Here is a 25,865-nt window from a genome sequence, read left to right on the forward strand (position 1 = left end):
TAGTTTAAGAGAATTATATGAAAAAAACAGACACCGTCCGCTTCGTATAGGAGCAGACGGTGTTTTAATGAAAGGGATACAGGCAAATGCCAAAGCGTACAGATATAAAAAAAATTCTGCTTATCGGTTCAGGACCTATTGTAATAGGTCAGGCTTGTGAGTTTGACTATTCGGGCACTCAGGCATGTAAAGCGCTGAAGGAAGAAGGTTACGAAGTTGTTTTGGTTAATAGTAATCCGGCAACAATAATGACAGATCCTGAGTTTGCAGACAGTACTTATATAGAACCGGTTACTGCGGAAATGGTGGCAAAAATTATAGAAAAAGAAAGGCCTGATGCGCTGCTTCCTACTATCGGAGGGCAAACCGGACTAAATGTTGCGGTAGAACTTGCGGAAAAAGGTGTACTTGCAAAATTCGGGGTGGAACTTATCGGGGCGAAAATCGAAGCAATTAAAAAAGCAGAAGATAGAATATTGTTTAAAGAAGCAGTAGAAAGAATAGGTCTTTCCGTGCCTTTAAGTTTTCCCGCTTATTCGGTTGAAGAAGCTGTCCTCCATTCTAAAGAATTGGGTTTTCCTGTTATCATTCGTCCTGCTTTTACTCTCGGTGGTTCAGGGAGCAGTATTGCTTATAATCTTGAAGAACTTAAAGAAAAAGCGAAAGTTGGTATAGAAGCCAGCATGATACATCAGGTGCTTTTGGAGCAATCAATTATCGGGTGGAAAGAGTATGAGCTCGAAGTTATGAGAGATTTGAAAGATAATGTCGTTATCATATGTCCGATTGAAAATTTTGACCCTATGGGGATTCACACGGGTGATTCTATTACTGTTGCTCCGGCTCAGACCTTGACGGATAAAGAGTATCAGGTCTTAAGGGATGCTTCGATAGCCATCATGAGGGAAATAGGAGTGGATACGGGAGGAAGCAACGTGCAATTCGGTATAAATCCTGATAACGGTAAAGTGGTTGTTATCGAGATGAATCCGAGAGTGTCAAGAAGTTCCGCTCTTGCTTCCAAAGCTACCGGCTTCCCTATTGCCAAGATAGCTGCGAAACTGGCGGTAGGATTTTCCCTTGATGAGATTCCTAATGATATAACGAAATATACTTATGCGGCTTTTGAACCGACGATTGACTATGTTGTAACAAAGATACCCCGCTGGACTTTTGAGAAATTTCCCGGCGCGGATGATGTTCTTGGTACACAGATGAAGTCTGTCGGAGAAGTAATGGCAATAGGAAGAACCTTTAAAGAATCTTTTCAGAAAGCTATTAGATCTCTTGAGATTGACAGATACAGTCTCTATTTCTCGGATGAAAAACCTGCGAAAGAATTGATATATGAAAAACTTCGAACTCCAAATTGCGACAGGATTTACTATGTCAGAGAGGCGCTTAAGAGTAAAATCAGTATAAATGAAATATTTGATTATACGAAGATTGACAGATGGTTTCTTTCTAATATGAAAGAACTGGTAGATATGGAAGAAGTTATAGTCAAAGCGAAAAACAAGAAAAAGGAATTGCCGATTGTTATTAAAGAAGCGAAAAAGAACGGTTTTTCCGACAGGTATCTGGGAAAACTTTTAGGAATGAAGGAAATGGAAATTCGGAAAATTCGTATAAAGCATAAGATCACACCCGTTTATAAAATGGTGGATACCTGTGCCGCAGAATTTGAAGCATTTACTCCTTATTTATATTCTACCTATGAAGAAGAAGATGAAGCTCTGCCTACTAAACGGAAAAAGATAGCCATACTTGGCGGAGGTCCAAACAGAATCGGACAGGGGATAGAGTTTGATTATTGCTGCGTGCACGCTGCTTTTGCGCTTAAAGAAGATGGTTTTGAAGTAATAATGATAAACTGTAATCCTGAGACAGTTTCTACGGACTATGACACATCTGATAGACTATATTTTGAACCCTTAACTTTTGAGGATACTTTAAATGTTTTAAATAGAGAAAAACCTGACGGAGTTATTGTTCAATTCGGAGGGCAGACACCTCTTAAACTTGCATTGCAGCTCTTTAAAGAGAAAGTAAAGATAATCGGGACCAGTCCAAAGAGCATAGATATGGCAGAAGATAGAAAGCTGTTTGGCGCGCTGTTAAATAAACTTAAAATACATCAGCCTGAAAACGGTACTGCCCGGACTGTTAAAGAGGCTGTTAAGGTTGCAAGGAGTATCGGATTTCCGGTGCTTGTCAGGCCTTCGTATGTACTGGGCGGACGAGCTATGGAAATTGTATATGACGAAGAGAGTATGGAGAAATTTGTTAAGATGGCGATATCTGTTTCCGGAGAACATCCCGTACTTATTGATAAATTTCTGGAAGATGCAGGAGAAATTGATGTTGATGCAGTCTGTGACGGAGAGACCACTTTAATTTGCGGTATTATGGAGCATATAGAAGAAGCAGGTATTCATTCCGGAGATTCTGCGTGCGTTATCCCTGCTTTCTCTCTTGCGGAAAACCAGTTGAATATTATTAGAAAATATACTTATGCACTGGCTAAAGAATTGAAAGTCATAGGGCTTATGAATATTCAGTATGCGTGCAAGGGAGATACAATATATGTTCTGGAGGTTAACCCAAGAGCTTCAAGGACCGTTCCTTTTGTCTCAAAAGCGACAGGAATCCCGTGGGCAAAAGTTGCTGCAAGAGTTATGTCGGGAAAATCGTTGAAAGAGCAGGGAATAACCAAAGAAATAACTCCAAAACATTTCTCCGTGAAAGAGTCTGTGTTCCCTTTTGTGAAATTCCAGGGAGTTGACTCTGTTCTCGGACCGGAGATGAAGTCCACAGGAGAAGTAATGGGTATTGATATTGACTTTGGACGTGCTTTTGCAAAGTCACAAATTGCGGCAAGCGCTGCTTTGCCGAAAGCAGGAACGGTTTTTATAAGTGTAAAGAATAAGGATAAGAGAAATATTGTATATGTGGCCAAACAATTGGCTGACCTTGGTTTTAAGCTGACAGCTACGAAAGGTACGGCGGAAACTCTCGGTAAAAACGGGCTGGACGTAAAATTTGTTAACAAAGTCGGGGAAGGCCGTCCTAATATTGTAGATGCAATACGGAATAAAGAGATCGCACTGATTATAAATACTCCAACAGGCAAAGGGCCGAAAACTGATGAGTACCATATCCGGAGGGCGGCAATAAATTACAATGTTCCCTGCATTACGACTGTATCCGGTGCTCAAGCGGCGGTGAACGGTATAGAATCTATTTTAAAGGGTGAACTGACCGTAAAATCTTTACAGGAGTACCATTTTAGTAAAAATGAGAAAAACCCGGAAAGCAGTAAAAGAAAAAGATAAAGTCTCCGGCTCGAAGTCTGTTGTAGAGCATTTGGAGGAGCTGCGAAAACGCATAATTATATCGGTGGTGTCTTTTTTTGGTCTTTTTATGGTGATTATAAGTGTTCCCGGATTTACCGATTCATTTGGTTTGCGTATAATGAAACTTCTTCAGGAGTATATATTGAATAATATAAGAGGCGGAGCCGCTCTTAATCTTGTATTTCTTGATCCGCTTGAACCGGTTTTTACAGTATTAAAACTTTCCTCTCTTGTCACACTGGTTGTTCTGGCTCCGCTGTTTCTTTATCAGGCTTATGCTTATTTGAAGCCGGCTTTTACAGGGAAAACAGGAAAACACCTGGGTGCTTTCATTCTGGGGAGCGAAATATTATTTTTGCTTGGAGCGGTTTTTTCTTTGTATTTCCTTATACCTGCATCTTTTAATATTCTTATACGCTTCGGTTTGTCTACGGGCGCCGGTCCGGTTCTTAGTATGGGTAAATTCTTTGATATGTTTTTTTGGATGTTTTTGCTTTTCACTCTTCCCTTCGAACTTCCGGTTCTGATAGGGGTTCTTTCTAAAACCGGTATTGTCACGGTGAGAATGCTTGGAAAGATAAGAAAACCCGCCTATCTTGGGCTTGCAATATTTTGTGCAGCGGTAACTCCTGATCCTACGCCTTTTTCCATGTTAATCCTTTGGGGTTTGCTTTTAATATTGTTTGAATTTGGAGTGTTTTTATCGCATATTTTTGAAAAGGGGGAAAGCAAATGGGTGTAACAGTACAATTTTTTGGAGCAGCCCGCACAGTTACCGGATCAAAGTACCTTTTAACGGGGGATAAAGGCAGAATATTTGTAGATTTCGGAATGTTTAGAGGTGAAGAAAATTTGACTCAAAAAAATTACGAGGAGTTTGATTTTAACCCTGCGGAAATTCAATATGTAATACTTACCCATGCTCATATTGATCATAGCGGATTGATACCCCGGCTGGTAAATAAAGGTTTTAGAGGGAAAATTATTTGCACGAAGCCTACTCTGGATCTTTGCAAAATAATGTTTTTAGACGCAGCTCACGTAGAAAGTATAGAAATTGAATGGCGCAATAGAAAGAGGCAGCGTGCGGGCAAAACTCTTTTGTTACCTGTTTATAACGCCCAGGATGCGGCTTTTTGTATGCAGTATTTTGAGGCTGTGGAATATAATAAATTAAAAGACCTGAAAAACGGATTTAAGGTCCGCTTTAATGATGCAGGGCATATACTTGGATCATCCATAGTTGAGCTCTTTACAAAGATTGATGGTAAAGAAAAAAAGCTTGTCTTCTCCGGTGATCTGGGAAATGAAATGCAGGAAATAATACGAGATCCCGAAAAACTTGAAACGGCGGACTATTTGTTTATAGAATCTACATATGGGGACCGCTTGCATAAAGGACGAAAAGAGACTTTAAAAGAATTTGAAAATGCTATTATGAGCGCGAATAAGGACAAAGGAAATATAGTTATCCCCGCGTTTGCAGTGGAACGCACACAGGAAATTGTGTATGAGCTTTCGCAGATGTATAAAAAGAACAAGCTGGACGGGTTTTCTGTCTATGTCGATTCTCCATTAGCTATCGCTGCTACAGAAATATTTCAGGCTAATTCAAGATATTTTGATGAGGAGACAAAAAAGGAGATAGAGAAAGGAATTAACCCGTTTTCTTTTCCTTCTCTGGTTTACTGTAAGCGCATGGAGGATTCCAGGTCTTTAAATGATATAAAAAGTAATGCCATTATTGTTTCAGCAAGCGGAATGTGTGAAGCGGGCAGGATTAAACATCACTTAAAGCATAACCTCTGGCGAGAGGAATGTGTTATAATATTTACAGGTTACCAGGCTATTGGAACGACCGGAAGGGCTATTGTTGAAGGAGCTAAGGCCGTGAAGATCTTTGGTGAAGAGATTGCTGTCAGGGCCAAAATATTTACCCTGGGTGGTTTTTCAGGGCATGCCGATCAAAAAGGTCTGCTTAGATGGTTGTCTTACTTTAAGACAAAAAAGATGCAGGTTTTTGTTGTTCATGGCGAAGAAAAAGGAGCTCTTACCTTCGCTGATGTTATAAGACAAAAGAAGCATTATATCGTAACGGTTCCCGAATTGGGACAAAAAGTAAAGTTATGAAGACGCTGGTAAAAACAAAAGTATTGAGCAATAAAAAGGTTTCAAGTCAATATTGGAAAATGAGGGTTTTAGCTCCCTCTATTGCTGCCGCCGCTATACCCGGTCAGTTTTTAAGTTTAAAGATAGGAAGTGATAATATCCCGCTGCTTCGCCGGCCGATGTCTATTCACAGGATTAAACCTCCTTTTTTAGAGATTCTTTATAAAGTGAGAGGCAAAGCTACCGAGATGCTTTCCCGGTATCATTCTAATGATTTCTTGGAAATTCTTGGTCCGCTCGGAAATGGTTTTCAGTCAGATGTTCCCTGTAAAACTGCAATACTTGTTGGGGGCGGTTATGGGATTTCTCCGCTGCTTGCCTTACATGAACGGCTTAAAAAGCTGGATAAAAAAATAATCACTATAGTCGGAGCAAAATCCGCAGAACTTCTGTACAAAGAAGGTTTTACCGGAGTAAAGACAGTTACCGAAGATGGTTCTTCCGGGATTAAAGGTCTGGTTACAAAGGCTCTGGACAAGACCTGCTGCGGGCTGGAAGGAGATGCGGTTATATTCGCGTGCGGACCGGACAGAATGCTTAAAGCCGTTTCTGATGTTGCCGTGACTTATAATATTCCGTGTCAGGTTTCTTTGGAAAATCTTATGGCCTGCGGTGTCGGAGTTTGTCTTTCCTGTGTTTGTGCTGTAAAACAAGGATTTAAAAGTGAATATAAAAGGGTCTGTGTTGACGGCCCGGTATTTGATTCAAAGGAAATTGAATGGTAGATTTAAGAGTAAAAATAGGTAAACTAACTTTGCAAAATCCTGTTATGACTGCTTCCGGAACTTTTGGTACGGGAGAAGAACTTGAGGATTTTGTTGATTTAAATAAGCTGGGCGCGATAGTCGTAAAAGGAGTCACCTTGCTGCCTCGCGCAGGAAATCCGACACCCCGTATTGCGGAAACAGCTTCCGGAATGCTGAATGCTATTGGGCTGCAGAATCCGGGAATTGACAGGTTTATTTTTGAGAAAACGCCGTACTTTGAAAAATTCAAAGTACCGTTTATCGTAAATATTTCCGGCTATGAAGCGTCTGAATATGGAGAACTTGCAAAACGGCTGGAAGAGGTTCCTGCTGTTTCCGGACTTGAAGTAAATGTATCCTGCCCAAATGTTAAATACAGCAATGGTTTGGTCTTTGCAAAGGATCCAAAAGCTGTAGGATTGATTACAAGACTTGTTAAAAAAAATACAAAGAAAACCGTGATAATAAAATTATCTCCCGAAGTTTCTGATATTAAAATAATTGCTAAGGCTGCGGAAGATAACGGTGCTGATGCCTTATCCCTTATTAATACTATTTCCGGCATGGCCATAGATATTGATTCAAGAAAACCAAAAATTAAAAATATACTAGGCGGGCTTTCTGGTCCAGCCATTAAACCGATAGGGATACGATGTGTCTGGCAGGTTTACAATAGTGTGAAAATACCCGTCATAGGCATGGGCGGTATCATGAATGCTTCTGATGCGATTGAATATCTTTTAGCCGGAGCAGCTGCGGTGGCGGTCGGCACCGGCAACTTTATTAATCCGGCTGTTACTTTAGATATACTGGAAGGTATTAAAAAATACATGAAAATTAATAAAGTAAATAAAGTTAAGGATCTGACAGGCAAAATAGTAATAGAATAAAGGAAAAGTACAAATGACAAAGTACAAAGTACAATATTTGGAGGATATATATAACTCAATATATTGCCATTTGTCATTTGTAATTTGTATTTGTTCCGGCGGTGGTTATGTCTGAAACACGGATAGAAAAAGATCAGCTGGGAGAGATGAATATTCCAAAGGAAGCTTACTATGGCATTCATACTGCCAGGGCTATGGATAACTTCAAGATAAGCGGACGTACTGTTAATTCTTCTTTGATTAAAACAATTGCTCTTGTTAAGAAAGCAGCTGCTGAAACTAATCATGAATTGAAGTATTTAACTGACAATAAAGTAAAAGCAATTGTTACTGTTTGTGATGAAATAATTGATGGCGGTCTTACCGGGGAGTTTCTTGTGGATGCTCTGGCAGGAGGCGCCGGGACTTCAGTCAATATGAACCTGAATGAAGTGATCGCAAACCGGGCTATCGAGATCTTAGGCGGAAAAAAAGGCGAATATTCTGTAGTTGATCCTTTTAAAGATGTTAATCTTCATCAATCCACAAATGATGTTTACCCAACCGCATTAAAAATTGCTTGTATATATTCTCTCAGGACTCTTAGTGCAAAGATAACTGCTTTGCAGGGGGCATTTCAAAGAAAAGAAAAAGAATTTGCGGCTATTATTAAAATTGGCCGTACAGAGATGCAAGAAGCTGTTCCAATTACACTTGGTTTTGAATTTTCGGCTTTTGCTGAAGCTGTAGGCAGAGACAGGTGGAGGACATTTAAATCAGAAGAACGGCTAAGGGTGGTTAACCTCGGAGGAACTGCTGTCGGTACCGGGATGGGCGCGCCAAAGAGTTATATCTTTCAGGTGATAGAGAAACTAAGAGCGCTTTCCGGCTTGGGTATCTCAAGAAATGAAAATGTAATGGATTCCACGGCAAATACCGATTCGTTTGTGGAAGTTTCCGGAATAATGAAGGCTCACGCCGTAAATCTGATTAAGATAGCCGATGATTTGAGATTGCTTAATCTGCTGGGAGAAATTAAACTTCCTGAAGTGCAGGCAGGTTCTTCAATTATGCCTGGAAAGATAAATCCTGTTATTGCAGAAGCTGTAATACAAACGGGCCTGAAAGTCATTGCAAATGATGGGATAGTAACGGCGGCTTCAACAAGAGGAACTCTTCAGATAAATGAATTTATGCCGGTTATTGCTGACGCTATACTGGAAACTTTGGATCTTTTAATTAATATTAATGATATACTTGTTAAATATATTGACGGGATAACAGCGGATGAAGAAAAATGTAAGGAATACTTTGAGAAAAGTCCGGCACTTGTTACAGCATTTTTGCCTCATATCGGGTATGAGTCCGCAGGCCGTCTTTTAGCCGAATTTAAAGAAACAAAAAAAGAAAATTTGCATGAGTATTTAATAGAAAAGCTCGGGGCCGAACTCGTAGAAAAAGTTCTTTCTCCATACTCTCTGGTTGCGCTCGGATATAGAGATGATGCAATCCACACCTAAATCGCTTCGCCTTCAAATAGGCATTTTTGGCAGGGCTAATATCGGGAAGTCAAGTTTTCTTAATATGATAGCCGGTCAGGATGTCTCAATTACGAGTCCGATAGCGGGTACGACCACGGATGTAGTGGAAAAGACGATGGAACTTCTTCCTCTCGGGCCTGTTGTATTTCTTGATACTGCGGGTTTTGATGATAAATCAGAACTGGGTGTTTTAAGGGTCAAAAAGACAAAAAAGATATTTGACCGTTCTGATGTTATCCTTCTCCTGCTTGAAGCCGGAGTTTGGAGCGCTTACGAAGAAGAAATACTTGCCGAAGCTAAAATGAGAAATATTCCGGTTATTCTTGTAATTAATAAAACTGACCTGAAAAAACCTGAAGCAGCTTTTCTTCTTTTGTTGAGAGAAAAGAGTGAAAAATATATTGAGTGCTCTTCTTTGGATCAGGGAAGCAGGGATAAATACATTAATGCCTTAAAAATAAAGCTTATTGAAGTTTGTCCTGAGGGTTTTTTAAATCCTCCTGCCCTGCTTGGTGATTTGATCAGACCGGGAGGGATGGGGATTCTTATAGTTCCTATTGACCTGCAAGCGCCAAAGGGCCGTCTAATCTTGCCTCAAGTTCAGGCAATAAGGGATGCTTTGGATAATGATGAAGCTGTTGTTGTCTGCAAGGAAAGAGAATATGCGCATGTCCTTGCAAATTTAAAAAATCCTCCGGACCTTGTGGTCTCTGATTCTCAATCTGTCTTAAAGATGGTAGCGGATACTCCGGCATCCGTAAAATGTACGACTTTTTCAATTCTGTTCTCCCGTTATAAAGGGGATATTGTTGAAGCCGCTAAAGGTATTACGGTGGTGGAGAATATGAAACCGGGAGATAAAATACTTATTGCCGAAGCCTGTTCACATCATGCTATTGAAGATGATATTGGCAGGGTAAAAATCCCGAGATGGATAAGACAGTATATTGGCGGTGATGTTACAGTCGATATCTGTTCCGGCCGGGATTATCCTGAAAATCTTTCCGGGTATAAGCTGGTTGTCCACTGTGGTGCTTGCATGCTTACGAGAAGAGAGATGCTTGCCCGTATTCATAAAGCAAGGGAGTACGGTGTTACGATTACAAATTACGGAATTGCAATTGCTTTCTTGCAGGGGGTATTAACGCGGGTACTTTCTCCTTTTCCTGCGGCACTTGAAGCATACGAAAGAGAAATGAAAAAAAGAAAAAGGAAGTAAGAATGCAAAACCTTAGAAAACGACGCCTTCCTCAAGGTTGGTATCCGGTCGGTAAAACGGAGACAATCAAGGAGATTGAAAACTTTTCAAAGGGGAATTTATATGGGGTTCTGCATAATGGAAAGTACGGAGGGATTATTCCTCATGCGGGCTGGTACTATAGCGGAGACCTTGCGGCAGCGGTTATGCGTAACTTAAAAGGGATAGAGCCCGAACTTGTAATTCTTTATGGAGGACACCTTCCTTCCGGTGAAACACCTCTTATTACCATTGAGGAGGGATGGGAGACCCCGCTTGGTCGTGTGAAAATGGCGGTTGAATCCGCAATCGAAATAAAGGGAAAATTCGGTCTTTTTGAAGATGTTTATCCGGATAATACCCTTGAAATACACCTCCCTTTGTTGAAATATTATTTTCCTGCTGCAAAACTTTTAGCGCTGAGATTGCCGGCTTCGATGGAATCTGCGAAACTCTCTGAAGATATTATTAAAATAGTTCAAAAAACTTATACAAGCTTTATAGTTTTGGCCAGTACGGATCTTACTCATTATGGTCCTAACTATGATTTCACTCCGGCAGGAGAATCTAAAAATGCAAATGCATGGGTGGAGAGTCACGATAAAGGGTTTATTGATCTTGCAATTAAACTTAAAACAAAAGAACTGCTGCAATATGCTGATAAAAATCAAAGTGCTTGTTCTTCCGGTGCTGTTGCAGGTTTAACAGCCGCCGTCAAAATGCTTGGAGCTGTAAAAGGGGAACTGCTGGGATATAAAACAAGTTATGAAATAACTCCTTCAGATTCGTTTGTAGGATATGCGGGGATTATTTATTAAAAAAAAGTAAAAGATAAAATATTTGTATTCAAAAAATTTGACCCGGTACAGAGGTGAAATAAAATCAGGATTAATCGGCCCGGTAGTCATAAAGCTGGTCAATCAATATGGTTCTTCGCTGAAGAGATAATTTTGTTTGTTGGAAAAAATAGTTTTAAATGTATATAAATTCACCTTATCGCCTCTTGACAATTCCAAAATCCGAGCTATACTCTATAGTAGTGATGTTATTAATATAAAGGTAACCCGTGAAAGGCGGGCTCTGCAAAGCTATAGGGCTTCTTAGTTGAAGATGGAAGCAGCCAGCTACCGTACCGAAAGGTCGTAAGTGTGACTGCTAAACCATCTTTAGAAGATGGTTTTGTTGTTTGTAGAAACCTCAGGGGGACTATGGATAAAAAGCTGAAAGTTCTTGTGGTTGATGATGAACCTGAAATTAGAGAGTTGTTTAAGATGCTCTTAGAGGGAGAAGGGCATGAGGTCCAAGTTGCCGAAAATGGTAAAGTAGGTGTTGAATTGTTCAAGATTTCTGTATTTGACGTGGTACTTTTAGATGTTCATATGCCTGTAATGACAGGCCCTGAGGCTTTAAAGGAAATAAAAAAACAAAAACCATGCCAGAAGGTTATTATTTTCAGCAGTAGTTCAGATCCATATTTGAAGTTTGAAAAAGAAGCAGAAAAACTCGGGGCTTTTAGTTGTCTATATAAGCCTGTAAGCGTTGAAGAAATATTAGGTATAATAGAAAAAGCAGTATTGTAAAGGAAATAGTCATACAGGCATTTTAAACATGTTAAAACTAATTAATTTTAGCGGATTTCTTTCCTGTTGTTTTTCTGTTTTTAATTATTTTTAGTCTATATAAAAGATTTTTTAAAATATATTTTAAGTTTGGCTTCTTTTTTAAAGAAGGTTCCAGATCTGCCAGAATTGAGTTAGTAAATTCTGTCGGAGAGTTTGAGTAAGCTCTTGCTATATCAAAATTGATAAAACCCTTCTTGAGTAATGCCTTTAAGGATTGATTTAAACTCTGCATTCCCTGTTCTTTTCCCGTGGATATTGCAGTGGGAATCTGACGGACTTCATCATTTACAATTAAGTTTCTGATAGCAGAAGTGGATATCAGTATTTCTACTGCAGGAATCCTCCCTTTTTTATAACCTCTTGGTACTAACTGTTGAGAGATTACGGAATTAAGTGCTCCTGCAAGTTGTGTCCTTATTTGCGTCTGCTGCATCGGCGGAAAGACATCAATTATTCTGTGTATAGTTTGGGCTGCATCGATTGTATGTAATGTGCTTAGAACAAGATGTCCTGTTTCTGCAGCGGTTATCGCAGTGGAGATTGTTTCCAGGTCTCTCAGCTCTCCAATCATTATAACATCAGGAGTCTGCCTCACTACGGAAGTAAGCGCGGCGGAAAAAGATTCAGTATCTACATGTATTTCTCTTTGCTCAACTATACTTTGCTTGTTTTCATGGTGGAATTCTATAGGATCTTCTATAGTTATAATATGGCATTTTCTTCTGCTATTAATCAAATCTATCATTGCGGCGAGTGTAGTGCTTTTCCCGCTCCCTGTCGGACCTGTAATCAAAATAAGACCGCTGTGAGTAAAAGCAAGTTTTTCAATAATTGGAGGCAGGTTTAGTTTGGAAAACTTTGGCAGAAATATAGAAATAGGTCGTATGGAAGCTGCCAGTGTTCCTTTTTGAAGGTACGCGTTTACCCTGAATCTGCTTAAGCCGGTTATTGAATAGGAAAAATCCAGTTCTTTTCTTCTTAATAAAATAGATTTTTGTTTTTCTGTAAGCAGGGATTCTATAATATTTCTGCATTCTTCAGGCGAGAGTTTCTTCTTGTTCATTTGTACTACTTCGCCGTCAACCCTCAAGCTGATTGGCGTATTTGCAGAGAGGATGATATCAGATGCTCTTTCGTTTAGCGCAATCTCACATAGTTCTCTGAAATTCAACACCCAGACCTCATTTTATAATCTAGAATTTTGCCAATAATACTCAAAAGCATTATAAAATATTGAGCAATACAAGTCAATAGCTTGTTTGTTTTGTGAAAGGTGAATCAGAGGCGGCTCTTGGATAGTAATAAGCTTCAGCTTGTGCAGTTTCGCCGCAGATGCACTGCCTTTGCTTTTGGCTTACTGTTACATAGAGGAAAAACACAAAACCCTTTAAAACCCTTTTGAAATATGATAAAATACTTCTATGCTGATGTAGCTCAGTTGGTAGAGCAATTGATTCGTAATCAGTAGGTCGCCGGTTCGATCCCGGCCATCAGCTTAAAAATTTGAGCAATTCTCAAATTTTTAAAGAGCAATTGAACAATCGAAATTAGAAAATAGATATAGGTAATTGCGGTCTATTGTCGATTTTCTATTTTCTGAATAATAGCAGTAAAAGCAGTCTAGATAAAGACACTGGTTCCTGAATCGAGTTCCGGATTACAAAATTATGTATATATTAAAAGCGTATTGCATAGCCACACTATTCCTGGCGCCGCTTTTTGGCGGTACTTATTCTATTATACAGTATTTTAATATCCTGATTAACAATTCGAAAGTCGGTTATTCCTCTGTCATTGTTGAAAAATCAAAATATAACGGTATGGAATGCTTAAAAGAGACAGATTATATGTTGTTTGAAATCAACCGGTTTGAAAGCAAGGTAAAAATGGAGACAAAATCAGAGATGTTCTATAACGAAAAACTGGTGCCTTTTGGATTTAAAGCTGTTGAAAATATGTCGGGACAGGAAAAAATTATCGAAGGTGTAATATTGAATAATAAGTTGTTTCTTACCGTAAAGCTGGCAGGAGCAGTTGAAAAGAAAGAGCTGGATTTTCCTTCGGATGTTGTTTTTGACGATATGGTTGATGATAAATTACGTTCTTCTCCAATAATTGAGAAAACCAGCACTAATATCAAAATATTTGACAAGAGTAATTTAAATTTTACGGATGTCAATGTCAAAATAATAGGCCCTGTTAAGGAAAAGATTAATGGAAAAGAAGTTGCGGGTTTTTCTGTGGAAACAAAGATGTACGGGATTAGTTCTTTTCATACCGTTGACAAAAACGGCTTATCGTTGAAATCAAGTTTTCCCCAGATGGGCTTAGTTTCAGTGAAGACTACTGAAGAGGATGCAAAAAAAGCCTTTTCTACAGAGGTGGATATCTTGTCTGATTTTGCCATAAAAGCAAGTCAATCAATAAATGATCCAAAAGCGGTAAAAGAGATGAATTGCAGTATTATTTTTGAAGACGGCCTTCCTGCAAACTTTAATAAAGAGAGTATAAAAAACACATCAATACGTATACTTAAAGATAACATGGCAATCTGTACCTTAAGGAGAGAGGTTTTTGATGATACTATGGCAGCTTTACTCCCGATAAAAGAAAATAAAATTGAAAAATACCTTAAAGCAACTTCATATGAACAGTCAGGGGATCCTTTGATCAAGAGTACTTCTGCAGAAATAATAGGTCAGGAGAAAAATTCTTATAAGGCTGCCGGTTTGATCGTCCACTGGGTTTACAAAAGCTTGAAGAAGAATGCTAATTATAAAGCGGCTTTTGACACAGCCAAGGAGACTATTGTCAAGAAAGAAGGGGATTGTACGGAACATTCAGTTCTTGCAAGCGCGCTTTGTAAGGCGGCAGGGATTCCTACTAAAATTTGCGGTGGAATAATGCCTATGTATGACAAATTTTATTATCATATGTGGCTGGAAGTTTATGTGGGGAGCGGGAAATGGGTGCCTATGGATCCGACATATGATGAGATAATCCTGGATGCCGCTCATATTAAAATATCAGAGGGCATTCTTGACGATGAAGGAAGATTTAAGCTTATGCTGGATATTTTAAGTTACTTCAGAAAAGTAGAAGTTCAGATATTCAAACTTGAATACATTAATGATAAATAGGGAATAAGAAAATAATAGAACAGGTCAGTACCACTGAAATAGTTATATGTCGGTTAAATCGTTTTTACGGCAGGGGGAAAGATGAGTAAGTATGAGACAATAATTGGATTGGAAGTTCATGTACAGCTAAAAACTGCTACAAAGCTTTTCTGCGGTTGCTCTACAAAATTCGGAGCGGAGGCAAATACTCAGACCTGTCCGGTGTGTGAAGGACTTCCGGGGGTTTTACCGGTATTAAATAAAAAAGCCGTGGAATTTGCAGTAAGAACAGGGCTTGCTTTAAACTTTGAAATAAATGAGTATGCGAAATTCGACAGGAAAAACTATTTTTATCCGGATCTTCCAAAGGGTTATCAGGTTTCCCAGAAAGACCAGCCTTTTTGTGAACACGGGAAGCTTGAGATTAGCGTGAATGGTGTAAAAAAAGTGATCGGGATAACGAGAGCTCATCTTGAAGAAGATGCCGGCAAACTCATTCATGCCGGAGCTTCAGGTCAGATAGGCGATGCCGAGATTAGTCTGGTGGATTTAAACAGGACTTGCGTACCTCTCCTTGAAATTGTTTCTGAACCGGATATCAGGTCTCCGGAAGAGGCTTATGAATACCTCAGTACACTTAAAAGTATTCTTCAGTATATCGGAGTTTCTGATTGCGATATGGAAAAAGGGTCGCTACGTTGTGATGCGAATGTTTCCCTTCGCCCGTTCGGACAAAAAGAATTTAATCCTAAAGTTGAGATAAAGAATTTAAACTCTTTCAAGAATGTTAAAGATGCCCTGGAATATGAGATGGCGAGACAGACGGAATGTCTGGATGCAGGGGAAAAGACATTTCAGGAAACCAGGCTTTTCACTGCGGATAAGGGAACAACCACTCCGATGCGTTCGAAGGAAGAAAGTAATGATTATAGATATTTTCCCGAGCCCGATCTTGTGCTGAATCATATTACCTGCGAAATGATTGAAGAAATAAGAAAGACCCTGGTGGAACTTCCGGCTGCAAGGCATGAAAGATTTGTAACTGCTTACGGGCTTCCTGAGTATGATGCCGGCGTGCTTACGGCCTCAAAAGCATTTGCGGATTATTTTGAAACCTGTGCCGGTATGAATAAGAATTATAAAGCTTTGAGTAATCTGGTTATGGGTGATCTGATGGGCTTCTTGAAAGCTGCGAATTTGGATATTACTGAATCACCTGTAAAGCCCGAAAATCTTGTTAAACTTGTAAAACTTATCGATGACAATGTGGTTTCGAGCAAAATAGCAAAAGTAGTGTTTGAAGATATGTTTAAGGATGGGGCAGATCCGGAAATAGTTGTAAAACAAAAGGGTTTGGTGCAAATAACAGATGAAGGTTCAATAAGCAGTATAGTTGATAAGGTGCTTTTGGAAAATCCGGCTATAGTTGCCGAGTACAAAAGCGGTAAAGACAAAGTAATAGGTAATCTTGTCGGAAAAGTCATGAAAGAATCTGCGGGAAAGGCTAACCCCGGACTGGTAAATAAAATATTAAAGGAAAAATTAAGCAAATAGCGATAATAATAACTAAGATTTAAGCACTAAATACTAAACAAATAATTAAGGTTAAAGCATTAATAACTAAACAAAAAATATTAATTACATTACAGCGATCTTGTTTAGAATTTAGAATTTCATTCTTAGTGATTATTTTTCTGGAGGTTATTTTGAATCAACCTGTTAAAGTAGGAGATAAGATAACATTAAAGATAGACAGTGTTGCGAACAGTGCGGACTCTGTCGGGAAGTATGAGAACTTTATCGTCTTTGTCCCGTTTGCGGTGCCGGGGGATGAAGTGGAAGTTCTCATCACGGAAGTCAGAAAGAATTTTTCTCGCGGGAAATTAACCAAAGTAATAAAGCCCTCGCCTTTCAGGGTAAAGCCGGAATGTTCGGTTTTCGGGGAGTGCGGCGGCTGTCACTGGCAGGAGATCGACTACAAAAAACAACTGGAGTACAAAAAACAGATAGTAATTAATGCCTTCAAAAAATTCCCGGGCGTTAATATAAATGATGTGATCCCGGCAAAGGACCCGTTCTTCTACCGGAATAAAACGCAGTTCCCTGCGGATACCGTCCAGAAAAAACTCGGGCTCTTCTCGCTCCGGAGCCACTTCGTTGTGGATGTCGAGTTCTGCCCTCTTGTAAGTAAAGAGATAAATGCCATTTATGCTGAGATAAGGAAGTATTTGACGGAAACCGGGTTTGATATTCCGACACTCAGACACGTGATAATACGTGCTTCCGAGACGACGCGTGAAGCGGTGGTGACTTTTGTGCTAAAGAATGAAGATTTTAGAAGGATCCATCTCTTATCGGAACATCTTATTGGAAAATTTCCTGAACTGGCGGTTTTATACAATATTAACAGGGAAGATACCAACGTGATAATGGGGGATAAGCATTTTACCTTTTCCAAAGATGGGCGCATCTCCGAAAAACTGGATAAGATAGATTACCGGTTTTCTTCCATCTCATTTTTCCAGACAAACACTTCGCAGGCCAAGATAATATTTAAAAAAATAAAAGAATGGTGCAGGGGCTCGCTTGAAAAGACGGCGCTGGACCTTTTTTGCGGGGTCGGAGCAATTTCCCTGTTCATCGCAAAGGAATTCAAGGAAGTTGTCGGCGTGGAAGAGATGGGACAGGCCGTTTTGGACGCGGTGGCTAATTCTGATAAGAACAGTATTTCAAATTGTGAGTTTCTAAACGGCAAATCGGAAAGGATTCTTGTAAAATTAATGAAACAGGATTTCAAACCAAATACGATACTTTTAGACCCGCCGAGGAAAGGATGCGAACAGGAGCTTCTTAATTTAATCCCTAAGACCGGCGCGGATACTGTTATTTATCTCTCCTGTGATGTGATGACACTGACCCGGGATCTTGAGACCCTGACTAAACACGGGTTTGAAATAGAAGAAGTTATGCCCGTTGATATGTTCCCTATGACGTACCATATAGAAACCTTGGTGAAACTTAAGAAGCAGAGGCTCGGATGCTCAGATGCTTAGAGGTTTAGCGACAGCAAAAAAATAGAAGACGAAGACAGAGGGCGGGGGAAAGACCGCCATTTAGTTAGTAACGTATAACGTGCAACATTGTTTGTATATATCAGTGTAATCCAAAAGCTTTGTAATCGGTGGAATCACATGCAGAAGAGCAAGTAGATTTAGAAAGTTAAAAGAGAAACATAGGAGAAAAAGTGTTAAAGACAGCCATATTAGCTGCGGAAAAAGCGGCTTATATTCATAAACAGTACTATAGAAATTTATCAAAAGTCATGTATAAGAACGGTAAAAATAATTTAGTAACAAGAGTTGACATTGAGAGTGAGAGAATTATAATGTCGACCATAAATAGAGTTTATCCGTCCCATGGATTTATAGGTGAAGAAAAAGGAGCTAAAAATCAAAATAATGAATATTGCTGGGTTATAGACCCTCTGGATGGTACGACTAATTACGCTCATGGTTTTCCTATGTTTTGTGTTTCAATAGCTTTGCAGAAGAACAAAGTTACAGAGCTTGGGGTTGTATATGCAGTAGTACTGAATGAACTCTTTACTGTTGAAAAAAATAAAGGAGCACGATTAAACGGAAGGGAAATGAGGGTTTCTCAAACACCTAAGCTTGAAACAGCGCTTATTGCCACCGGTTTTCCTTATTCTGTTCAAAAGGCGCCGGGAGATAATTTTAAGTATTTTGAGAGTTTTTGCAGGAAAGCTCAAGCTGTAAGACGTTCAGGTGCTGCTGCGCTTGATCTTTGTTATGTCGGGTGCGGGGTTTTTGACGGTTTTTTTGAGCAAGAGTTGCAGCCCTGGGATACTGCGGCGGCAGTGCTTTTTATTGAAGAATCCGGCGGAAAAGTTACTGACTATAGAGGTGAAAACTTTAATATTTTCAAAAAGAAAATAGCAGCCAGTAACGGTAAAATCCATGGGGAAATCCTTAAACTGCTTAAATAGTCCGGTGTAAATTCAGGCTTATGAGGTTGGGATGAGTGAAGGCGAACTTCAAATAGAAAGGAGAAAAGTCCCCAGATGGAAATGTTCCATTAATGTTAAGTTTAAAATTATTAAAAATGAAAAGTTTGGCATTTTCAGGGATGCTTTCACAAAGATAAAAGAAGGAGAAAGTAAAGACATCAGTGCCGGCGGGACTCAAATTGTTTCAAAAGTGCCTGTAAAGAAGGGAGATAAGCTTACTATGAGTATTTATATGCCTGCAACGGATAATACCGTAAGAGCACTTGGTGAGGTTGTAAGAGTTAAAGAAATGGAAGAAGAAGGGGTAAAAAAGTACTTTATTGGAATAAAATATGTTGATATAATAACAGAAAGCGATGATTTACTTGAAGAAATAATGAATCAAAAATTAAAAGCGGGAGCCAAGACCAATATATCAAAAGAAGAAGCTCTCAGGCTTGCAAGGTATGAGTATTTTATCCGTTTGATAAATGAAGAATCGTTTAATTTTAAAGAATAGGAAATGACAAAATTCATTTTGGAGGAAAAATGGGTATAAAAATAGTATTCATCGGTGCCAGTTATCTTTTTAATCACAGAGTCTTTAAGGATTTTGTAAAGGTACCTGAACTTAAAGGCGCGGAGCTTGTTATATATGATATTAAGCAGGAACCAATTGACATTGTCAGTAAAGTTTGCGAAATAATCAAATATGAGATGAATTCTGATATAAAGGTTTCAGGTACAACCAACAGGAAAAAAGCCCTTCAGGGCGCCGATTTTGTTCTTTCAACTTTTAATGTCGGTGTTGAAAAAGCGGACAAACAGGTATTGGAAGTTTGCAGGAGGCACAAAATATCTTACGGCATAGGTGACACTATCGGACCCTCAGCTTTAATCCGGTCTTTTAGAAATATTATTGCTACTCTTGATCTGTGCAAGGACATGGAAGAGTATTGTCCTGAGGCCTGGCTTATTAATTTTTCTAACCCGATGGCGCAAATAACGCATGCAATACGGAAATATTCAAAAATCAAGGCAATAGGCCTTTGTCATGCCCTTTTTGCGGGAGAGGATCTTGTTTCAAAGACTTACGGTGTGGATAAAAATGAAGTTCAGCTTTTTGCCGCGGGAGTTAACCATCTCACATGGGTGCTTGAAGCTTATGTAAAGGGTCAAAGCAAGACGAAAACTCTCTATAAAGATACTATGGCTTTTCTGTACACCAGGAAAAAAGACAGGAATTTCAGTAAGGATGACTGGGTAAAAAAAGAACAGATGGAAGAGGATTGGAAACTTACAATGCGGCTTTTTGAAAAATATGGCGCGCTGCTTGTGGCCGGAGATACGCATGTCGCGGAGTTTTTCCCTTTTTTCTATAAAGAAAGTACGGGGCACGGAAAGAGATATGGTATCGAACCGATAAACATAAAAAAAAGAATACAAAAAAAACTCTGGATGAAAAATTTACTTGTAAAATGGGTTAAAGGGGTGGAAAAGCCCTGGGACATGGACAAGTTTTCAGGAGAAGATGCGCATTCTATTATTGTTTCCATAATCGCAAATAAGAACCGTATACATCAGGTAAATATTTTAAATAACGGAAGTATAAAAAATGTTCCAAGCTGGGCGACAGTGGAAGCGCCGGCAATATTTGGCGGCTACGGTTATAAGAATGTTGCTCTTGGGAATATGCCGAATCATCTGGCATCAATAATTACTAACCTTGCGACTATTCATGATTATACGGTAGATGCAATTGTAAAGAGAGACAGGAAACTGGCAATCCAGGCGCTTCTGCTTGATCCTTTACTTAAAGAATTTGATACAGTTGAGAAACTTCTTGATGATTTGCTTGCAAGTCAAAAAAAATATATACCGTCTATAAAGTAATTTCCGGGGAGAAATAAAGATTGGATAAAAAGTCGCAAAAAATAGCGGTATTGACCGTCGGGATTGTCGGTGTCCTAATAGGTGTTATTATTATTTTATCTTTGAATATATCAGAAGAAAAGAAAATACTTATTAGTACAGAAAAGCTCAATCCTTCAAGAGAGGCAATGTCCCTGCAGAATTCTTTCATTGCAGTTGCGGATCTTGTAAGTCCTGCGGTTGTTAACATCAGTACGGAACAGATATTAAAATACCGTTATTACGGTTATGATTATGATGATTTTTTTGACAGATTTTTTGATTCGCCTTACAGAAAACCTAAAGAGAGATATTACAAAAGACAAGGGCTCGGAACAGGAATGATTGTTTCTAATGACGGTTTTATCTTGACGAATCAACATGTTGTAAATGAGGTGAATAAAATTACCGTGGTGCTTGCGGATAAAAGTGAGTATGAGGCAAATGTTGTTGCCCTGGATAAGAGCCATGACCTTGCTCTTATTAAAATATATCCAAAAGGCAAACTTTCGAATGTTCTCCTTGCGGACTCTGATAAAGTAAGAGTAGGCGAGTGGGCTATTGCAATAGGCAATCCGTTTGGTTACGACCATACAGTTACGGCAGGTATTGTCAGCGCGAAGGGAAGAATATATCAGAGTAATGAAGAAGGCGGGATAAAAGCGATGCCGAATCTTATACAGACGGATGCGGCTATAAATCCGGGTAATTCAGGAGGACCGCTGGTAAATATTTCCGGAGAGGTTATGGGAATAAATACATTTATTGTTTCCACTTCCGGTTCCTACGCGGGAATTGGATTTGCTGTGCCCATGAATGATGCAAAAGAGTTATTGAAGGAAATTAAGGCTGCCGGCAAAAAAGTAAAAAGTTCGAAGAAAGAAAGTGTTTCATATTTCGGGATGAAAGTATCCGGTGTTGATGTTGTAATGATCAAAAAGTATGGACTTGCCGTAAAAGAAGGTGTTCTTATTACTCATGTTGAAGAAAGTTCTGAGGCTGATACGGCGGGACTTATGACGGGTGATGTTGTAATAGAAATAGATAAAAAACAGGTTAAAAACACGGAAGACTATGAAAAATATATAAAAAATTCAAATGCTAAAGACGGGGCTCTTATGGTCGTTAACCGCAGGGGGGTTGTTTATTTTGCTGTTATAAATAAACAAGAATAAAACTAATTTATTAAGGAGACTTTTGTAAAATATATGAATAAAAAACATGAGTTAATCGGTATCGGTTGGTTTGCGGTCTCGTTATTTATCTTTATCTTTCTTTTGTTCGGACTCTTTGCGGGGCAGGATATGGGTCTTGCCGGAAGAGCAATAAAGCTGGCATTTTTTTATATATTTGGATATGCCTCCTTTATTGTTCCTGTGATTTTTGGTTTCATCGGTTACTATAGCTTTAAAAAAGATGAGCCAAAAAAACCTGTTTATAAAATAGGGGGAATATCTCTCTTTTTGCTTGCTTCTTGTTTGTTTCTTTATCTGATAGGTGTTTCTGTAGAAAATGAAAATATGCTCGGTTATCTTTTAGGCCTTGGGCTTGAAAAACTTATAAGCAGTATCGGAGCCTGGATTATCTGCGGTATCATGGTTATATTTTCTTTGTACTTTTTAGAATTAGAATATCTTCCTAAAAATGCAATTACATTGCTTTGGGAAAGATATTTAGAATGGAGAAAGTTTAGAAAAGAAAAAAAGGAAGAAGGAAAAGAGGAGAGGTTAAAGAAACAGGAAGAAAAAGTGGCAAAAACAGCAAATAAGGAGAGACAAAGGCAAATACAGATTGTTGAAAAAGAAAAAATAAAACAGGATCCGGTGAGAATTGACGCTGCTAGAGAAGAACGTAAAGCTAAACCTGTAGAGAGAAGTTCTAAACCGCTGTTAAAATCCGGAGCAGGAATCAAAAATTCTCTCGAGGACGGAGAGACGAAAGAGTATACCCTGCCTCCTTTTTCACTGCTGGCGGATTATGAATCAGCCGTAAAGATGGGGAAAGAGGATTTCAGGGAGAATGAGAATATCATAAAGCTGACACTTTTCAATTTTGGTATTGATGTGGAACCTTCAAGGACGGTGATGGGTCCTGTGGTTACCCGCTATGAGGTTAAAGTAGCTGCCGGGCAAAAGGTAAATAAAATAGTTGCCTTGTCAAATGACCTGGCAATGGCTTTAAGAGCCACGCATATAAGAATAATAGCGCCTATTCCCGGAACCAATGCTGTCGGAATTGAGGTACCAAATAAAAAATACAGTACAGTCAGTCTAAAAAGCATAATAGATTCCGCCGAATTTAACAACCCCTCTTACCGCCTGCCGGTCTCTATAGGAAAGACTGTGGATGGTGAAAATATGATTGCAGACCTTGCGGATATGCCTCATCTTCTGGTTGCCGGAGCTACGGGTGCCGGAAAAAGTGTATGCTTAAATTCAATAATAGTGTCTCTTCTTTACAAGTTCAGACCTGAAGACCTTAAACTTCTTCTGATCGATCCGAAAAGAGTGGAATTTTCTCTTTACAATGATATTCCCCACCTTTATACACCCGTAATTACGGATGTTAGAAAGGCTTCAGAAGCTCTAAAACATCTTTGCCGGGATATGGTGGACAGATATGATAAACTTTCAAAAGCTCATGCCAGGGATATTGTTTCTTACAACAAAAAGGCCGAGGTAAAGCTTCCTTATGTGGTGGTAATTATTGATGAGCTTGCGGATATGATGTTACTCGCTGCGAGAGAAGTAGAGGATGTTATTACCCGTCTGGCGCAGCTGGCAAGAGGTGTCGGTATTCATCTGGTATTTGCCACGCAGCGTCCGTCTGTGGACGTCATAACAGGTGTTATAAAAGCGAACTTTCCGTCTAGAATTGCGCTTCAGGTATTCTCAAAAGTAGATTCAAGAGTTATTCTTGATACGGGAGGCGCGGAAGAACTTCTGGGAAAAGGAGATATGCTTTTTTCTCTTGCAAGTTTTCCGAGACCCGTGCGATGCCAGTGTTCATATATCTCTACTGCAGAGATCAAGGAGATCATGGATTTCTGGAAGGCGCAAGGCGAGCCGGAAATGGTTTCTATTGAAGTTAAAAGTGAAACGGGAGAGGGAGAAGGCAGCGGTGAGGACAACGAACTTTTTCTTAATGCCCTGTTTTTTGTTAAAGAAAGAAAACGCGCTTCCGTCCAGTTGCTGCAGGGAGCTTTTCATATCAGCGGAGGAAGAGCAACTAACCTGGTTTCTCTAATGGAATCTAAAGGCATAATAGGCCCGGGTGTGGGGAATAAACCAAGGGATATCTATTTTGATAAAATTGAAGAAATATTGAAAAAGAATAAAAAGGCTTAAGCATGAGGATAATATTAATACTGTTGCTTTTTTCAGAAATGGTTTTTCCGCTTAATTATGATGAAGCTATTGAAAATTTGACGGATAGTTTTAATAATAAGCTGGAAACCTTTAGTGCGGATGTGACACAGGAAGTAAAAATATCTGATATGACGGAAACGCAGATTTTAAAAGGGACGATAACTATTAAAAAGCCGGATAAAATAATGTTAGAATATACTTCTCCCGTTAAACAGAATATAATTTCAGATGGGAAGACGCTTTGGGTATATTTTAAAGAACAAAATCAGGTCATAGTCCAGGCTGTGTCCGGCATGGAAAATAAGGATAATATTATATTCCAACTGCCAAAATACTTGAAATATCTTAAGGATAAATATGTCGGGAGTTTGAAAGAAGAAGAAAAATACGAGGAAAAGGGTGCTGTACTCTTGGAATTTGTTCCAAAGAAAGAAGGAGAAGATTTTACCAGAATTAAACTTTGGGTCGACAAAGAAAAATGGCTGCCTTTTTCAACGACGGTATATATCGGGGAAAACAACAGCATAACGGTGCGTTTTTCCAATATTAGGACTAATGAAATGACGGATGATTCTGTATTTAATTTTAAATTGCCGGAAGGTGTGGAGAAAATTACTTCTTTATTGCAGTAATGGAAAATAATATGTGAAATGGGGGTTTAAATGCAGGAAAGCGATATTGGTCCGAAGTTATTGAAAGAGAGAGAGTATAAAGGGCTCTCAAAAGAAAAAGTAAGTGATGATCTTAAAATTCAGGGTAAATATATTGAGGCAATAGAAAAAGGAAATTTCGACTTGTTACCCGGGGAAGTTTATGTAAAGGCTTTTTTAAAAACCTACGGGGACTATCTTGGCTTGAACGGCGGGGAACTGGTGGAGGAATACAAAAATTGGAAGAAACCGACAGCTGTTATTTCTCCTGATATATTTATTCATCACCAGAAGATAAGAGATAAGAGAAAACGCATACCGGTTAGATTTGAAATTACTCCTGAAATTAAAGTCGGAACATTGGTTGTACTGTTTATAATATTATTTGTAATTCTGGTACTTATGCTTAAAAGCTGTGCCGGTTCGGCAAATAAAACTGAATCAAGTACTAAACTGGAGAGTTCGACTATGCCTCCGCTCCTTCTTGAGGTGGAAGTTGTCACAGGTGACTGCTGGTTTGAAATAACAAAGGATAGCGAAGCTCCGATTAAGGGTCAATATCCCAAAGGCTATACCCGCGGATATTCCGCAAATGAAGCTTTCTATTTGAAAGTGGGGGATAAAAATAATATGAAGATCAGCTTTAACGGGAAGCCGGTACCTATTGGGACATTTAAAGACGATAATAATGTTGTGTCTTTTACTTTAAAAAGGGAGGATAATAAAAAAAATGGCAAATGACAGCTCTTTTGATGTGGTATCTAAACTGAACTTACAGGAAGTTGATAACGGAGTAAACCAGGCGGTAAAAGAAATACAGACCAGGTTTGATTTCCGGGGAAGTAAAACAGAAATAACTCTCTCTAAGGAGAAAAAAGAGATTACTATTGTTTCGGATGATGAGTTCAGACTCAAAATGGTCATAGATATTCTTGAGTCCAAGCTTTTAAAAAGAGGTATTCCCTCTAATGCCCTGAATTATGGTAAGGTGGAACCCGCGTCCCAGATGGCGGTAAGACAGGCGGCGAAGTTTATTGAAGGTATAGATCAGGAAAAAGCGAAGGAAATAGTAAAAGTTATAAAAGCACTCAATTTGAAAGTAAACCCTACAATACAGGGTGATCAGGTGAGAGTAACGGCGAAGAGCAAAGATGATTTGCAGACAGTAATGGCGCATTTAAGAGGATATACGAAGGTGCCGCTGCAGTTCACGAATTTTAAATAGAACAAAGGTTCTAGGCTCTGGGTGCTAGGTTCTGGGAAGAAAGGCT

General features: G+C 39.1%; 21 protein-coding genes and 1 tRNA gene. 21 read left to right on the top strand and 1 reads right to left on the bottom strand.

Annotated elements, in window-relative coordinates; genetic code table 11:
- Window positions 1-86 precede the first annotated feature (86 nt).
- From A2536_11800 to A2536_11840, 9 genes are all read left to right on the top strand, one after another.
- Window positions 87-3,335, top strand: coding sequence for a carbamoyl phosphate synthase large subunit (locus A2536_11800; GenBank protein OGF44293.1), 3,249 nt, complete (start codon window positions 87-89; stop codon window positions 3,333-3,335).
- Window positions 3,298-4,098 (top strand): twin arginine-targeting protein translocase TatC, encoded by an 801-nt coding sequence (locus A2536_11805; protein OGF44294.1) that lies wholly within the window; start codon window positions 3,298-3,300, stop codon window positions 4,096-4,098. Before A2536_11800 ends, A2536_11805 begins: the two co-directional genes overlap by 38 nt.
- On the top strand, window positions 4,089-5,486 hold the full coding sequence (locus tag A2536_11810; GenBank protein ID OGF44295.1) for an MBL fold hydrolase: 1,398 nt from the start codon (window positions 4,089-4,091) through the stop codon (window positions 5,484-5,486). Before A2536_11805 ends, A2536_11810 begins: the two co-directional genes overlap by 10 nt.
- Window positions 5,483-6,250: a hypothetical protein gene (locus A2536_11815; GenBank protein ID OGF44296.1), complete on the top strand. Its 768-nt coding sequence runs from the start codon at window positions 5,483-5,485 to the stop codon at window positions 6,248-6,250. Before A2536_11810 ends, A2536_11815 begins: the two co-directional genes overlap by 4 nt.
- A complete protein-coding gene (locus A2536_11820) occupies window positions 6,244-7,161 on the top strand; it encodes a dihydroorotate dehydrogenase B catalytic subunit (protein OGF44297.1) in 918 nt (305 codons plus the stop codon). The genes A2536_11815 and A2536_11820 overlap by 7 nt, the downstream gene beginning before the upstream one ends.
- A gap of 107 nt (window positions 7,162-7,268) precedes the next feature.
- Window positions 7,269-8,660 (top strand): aspartate ammonia-lyase, encoded by a 1,392-nt coding sequence (locus A2536_11825; GenBank protein ID OGF44298.1) that lies wholly within the window; start codon window positions 7,269-7,271, stop codon window positions 8,658-8,660.
- Window positions 8,644-9,900 (top strand): [FeFe] hydrogenase H-cluster maturation GTPase HydF, encoded by a 1,257-nt coding sequence (locus A2536_11830; GenBank protein OGF44323.1) that lies wholly within the window; start codon window positions 8,644-8,646, stop codon window positions 9,898-9,900. Before A2536_11825 ends, A2536_11830 begins: the two co-directional genes overlap by 17 nt.
- A gap of 2 nt (window positions 9,901-9,902) precedes the next feature.
- Entirely contained in the window at window positions 9,903-10,736 is an 834-nt protein-coding gene (locus A2536_11835) for an AmmeMemoRadiSam system protein B (GenBank protein ID OGF44299.1), read from the top strand.
- 390 nt (window positions 10,737-11,126) lie between these two features.
- Window positions 11,127-11,498, top strand: coding sequence for a hypothetical protein (locus A2536_11840; GenBank protein ID OGF44300.1), 372 nt, complete (start codon window positions 11,127-11,129; stop codon window positions 11,496-11,498).
- A gap of 37 nt (window positions 11,499-11,535) precedes the next feature.
- Here the strand turns inward: A2536_11840 and A2536_11845 are convergent, their stop codons facing one another.
- Window positions 11,536-12,714, bottom strand: a complete 1,179-nt coding sequence (locus A2536_11845; protein ID OGF44301.1) for a hypothetical protein — start codon at window positions 12,712-12,714, stop codon at window positions 11,536-11,538.
- 249 nt (window positions 12,715-12,963) lie between these two features.
- Here A2536_11845 and A2536_11850 point away from each other — a divergent pair.
- The 12 genes from A2536_11850 to A2536_11905 all read left to right on the top strand — a co-directional run bounded on the left by A2536_11850 (window position 12,964) and on the right by A2536_11905 (window position 25,819).
- Window positions 12,964-13,036, top strand: a tRNA-Thr gene (locus tag A2536_11850).
- A gap of 171 nt (window positions 13,037-13,207) precedes the next feature.
- Window positions 13,208-14,680: a hypothetical protein gene (locus A2536_11855; protein ID OGF44302.1), complete on the top strand. Its 1,473-nt coding sequence runs from the start codon at window positions 13,208-13,210 to the stop codon at window positions 14,678-14,680.
- Window positions 14,681-14,761: 81 nt separating this feature from the next.
- Window positions 14,762-16,213, top strand: coding sequence for an aspartyl/glutamyl-tRNA amidotransferase subunit B (locus A2536_11860; GenBank protein ID OGF44303.1), 1,452 nt, complete (start codon window positions 14,762-14,764; stop codon window positions 16,211-16,213).
- Window positions 16,214-16,365: 152 nt separating this feature from the next.
- Window positions 16,366-17,712, top strand: coding sequence for a 23S rRNA (uracil-5-)-methyltransferase RumA (locus tag A2536_11865; protein ID OGF44304.1), 1,347 nt, complete (start codon window positions 16,366-16,368; stop codon window positions 17,710-17,712).
- 179 nt (window positions 17,713-17,891) lie between these two features.
- On the top strand, window positions 17,892-18,665 hold the full coding sequence (locus A2536_11870) for a hypothetical protein (GenBank protein ID OGF44305.1): 774 nt from the start codon (window positions 17,892-17,894) through the stop codon (window positions 18,663-18,665).
- A 31-nt stretch (window positions 18,666-18,696) separates the two neighbouring features.
- Window positions 18,697-19,185, top strand: a complete 489-nt coding sequence (locus A2536_11875) for a hypothetical protein (protein OGF44306.1) — start codon at window positions 18,697-18,699, stop codon at window positions 19,183-19,185.
- Between the two features lie 29 nt (window positions 19,186-19,214).
- Complete coding sequence (locus tag A2536_11880) at window positions 19,215-20,558, top strand: hypothetical protein (protein OGF44307.1); 1,344 nt, start codon at window positions 19,215-19,217, stop codon at window positions 20,556-20,558.
- 20 nt (window positions 20,559-20,578) lie between these two features.
- A complete protein-coding gene (locus A2536_11885; protein ID OGF44308.1) occupies window positions 20,579-21,751 on the top strand; it encodes a hypothetical protein in 1,173 nt (390 codons plus the stop codon).
- 33 nt (window positions 21,752-21,784) lie between these two features.
- Window positions 21,785-23,923: a hypothetical protein gene (locus A2536_11890; protein ID OGF44309.1), complete on the top strand. Its 2,139-nt coding sequence runs from the start codon at window positions 21,785-21,787 to the stop codon at window positions 23,921-23,923.
- A gap of 2 nt (window positions 23,924-23,925) precedes the next feature.
- Window positions 23,926-24,576 carry a hypothetical protein gene (locus tag A2536_11895; protein OGF44310.1) on the top strand — a complete coding sequence of 217 codons (651 nt, stop codon included), beginning with the start codon at window positions 23,926-23,928 and terminating at the stop codon, window positions 24,574-24,576.
- Between the two features lie 30 nt (window positions 24,577-24,606).
- Complete coding sequence (locus A2536_11900) at window positions 24,607-25,335, top strand: hypothetical protein (protein OGF44311.1); 729 nt, start codon at window positions 24,607-24,609, stop codon at window positions 25,333-25,335.
- Complete coding sequence (locus A2536_11905) at window positions 25,325-25,819, top strand: YajQ family cyclic di-GMP-binding protein (protein OGF44312.1); 495 nt, start codon at window positions 25,325-25,327, stop codon at window positions 25,817-25,819. The genes A2536_11900 and A2536_11905 overlap by 11 nt, the downstream gene beginning before the upstream one ends.
- The last annotated feature ends 46 nt before the right edge of the window (window positions 25,820-25,865 follow it).

The sequence above is a fragment of the Candidatus Firestonebacteria bacterium RIFOXYD2_FULL_39_29 genome, assembly GCA_001778375.1.
Classification (GTDB): domain Bacteria; phylum Oederibacteriota; class D2-FULL-39-29; order D2-FULL-39-29; family D2-FULL-39-29; genus D2-FULL-39-29.

What these genes read in the sequence shown, in the direction of transcription:
- A2536_11840 (OGF44300.1), top strand. Translation starts at nt 11,127, where the DNA reads ATGGATAAAAAGCTGAAAGTTCTTGTGGTTGATGATGAACCTGAAATT.
- A2536_11835 (OGF44299.1), top strand. Translation starts at nt 9,903, where the DNA reads ATGCAAAACCTTAGAAAACGACGCCTTCCTCAAGGTTGGTATCCGGTC.
- A2536_11810 (OGF44295.1), top strand. Translation starts at nt 4,089, where the DNA reads ATGGGTGTAACAGTACAATTTTTTGGAGCAGCCCGCACAGTTACCGGA.
- A2536_11855 (OGF44302.1), top strand. Translation starts at nt 13,208, where the DNA reads ATGTATATATTAAAAGCGTATTGCATAGCCACACTATTCCTGGCGCCG.
- A2536_11905 (OGF44312.1), top strand. Translation starts at nt 25,325, where the DNA reads ATGGCAAATGACAGCTCTTTTGATGTGGTATCTAAACTGAACTTACAG.
- A2536_11890 (OGF44309.1), top strand. Translation starts at nt 21,785, where the DNA reads ATGAATAAAAAACATGAGTTAATCGGTATCGGTTGGTTTGCGGTCTCG.
- A2536_11875 (OGF44306.1), top strand. Translation starts at nt 18,697, where the DNA reads ATGAGTGAAGGCGAACTTCAAATAGAAAGGAGAAAAGTCCCCAGATGG.
- A2536_11830 (OGF44323.1), top strand. Translation starts at nt 8,644, where the DNA reads ATGCAATCCACACCTAAATCGCTTCGCCTTCAAATAGGCATTTTTGGC.
- A2536_11880 (OGF44307.1), top strand. Translation starts at nt 19,215, where the DNA reads ATGGGTATAAAAATAGTATTCATCGGTGCCAGTTATCTTTTTAATCAC.
- A2536_11825 (OGF44298.1), top strand. Translation starts at nt 7,269, where the DNA reads ATGTCTGAAACACGGATAGAAAAAGATCAGCTGGGAGAGATGAATATT.
- A2536_11860 (OGF44303.1), top strand. Translation starts at nt 14,762, where the DNA reads ATGAGTAAGTATGAGACAATAATTGGATTGGAAGTTCATGTACAGCTA.
- A2536_11900 (OGF44311.1), top strand. Translation starts at nt 24,607, where the DNA reads ATGCAGGAAAGCGATATTGGTCCGAAGTTATTGAAAGAGAGAGAGTAT.
- A2536_11820 (OGF44297.1), top strand. Translation starts at nt 6,244, where the DNA reads ATGGTAGATTTAAGAGTAAAAATAGGTAAACTAACTTTGCAAAATCCT.
- A2536_11815 (OGF44296.1), top strand. Translation starts at nt 5,483, where the DNA reads ATGAAGACGCTGGTAAAAACAAAAGTATTGAGCAATAAAAAGGTTTCA.
- A2536_11800 (OGF44293.1), top strand. Translation starts at nt 87, where the DNA reads ATGCCAAAGCGTACAGATATAAAAAAAATTCTGCTTATCGGTTCAGGA.
- A2536_11805 (OGF44294.1), top strand. Translation starts at nt 3,298, where the DNA reads ATGAGAAAAACCCGGAAAGCAGTAAAAGAAAAAGATAAAGTCTCCGGC.
- A2536_11895 (OGF44310.1), top strand. Translation starts at nt 23,926, where the DNA reads ATGAGGATAATATTAATACTGTTGCTTTTTTCAGAAATGGTTTTTCCG.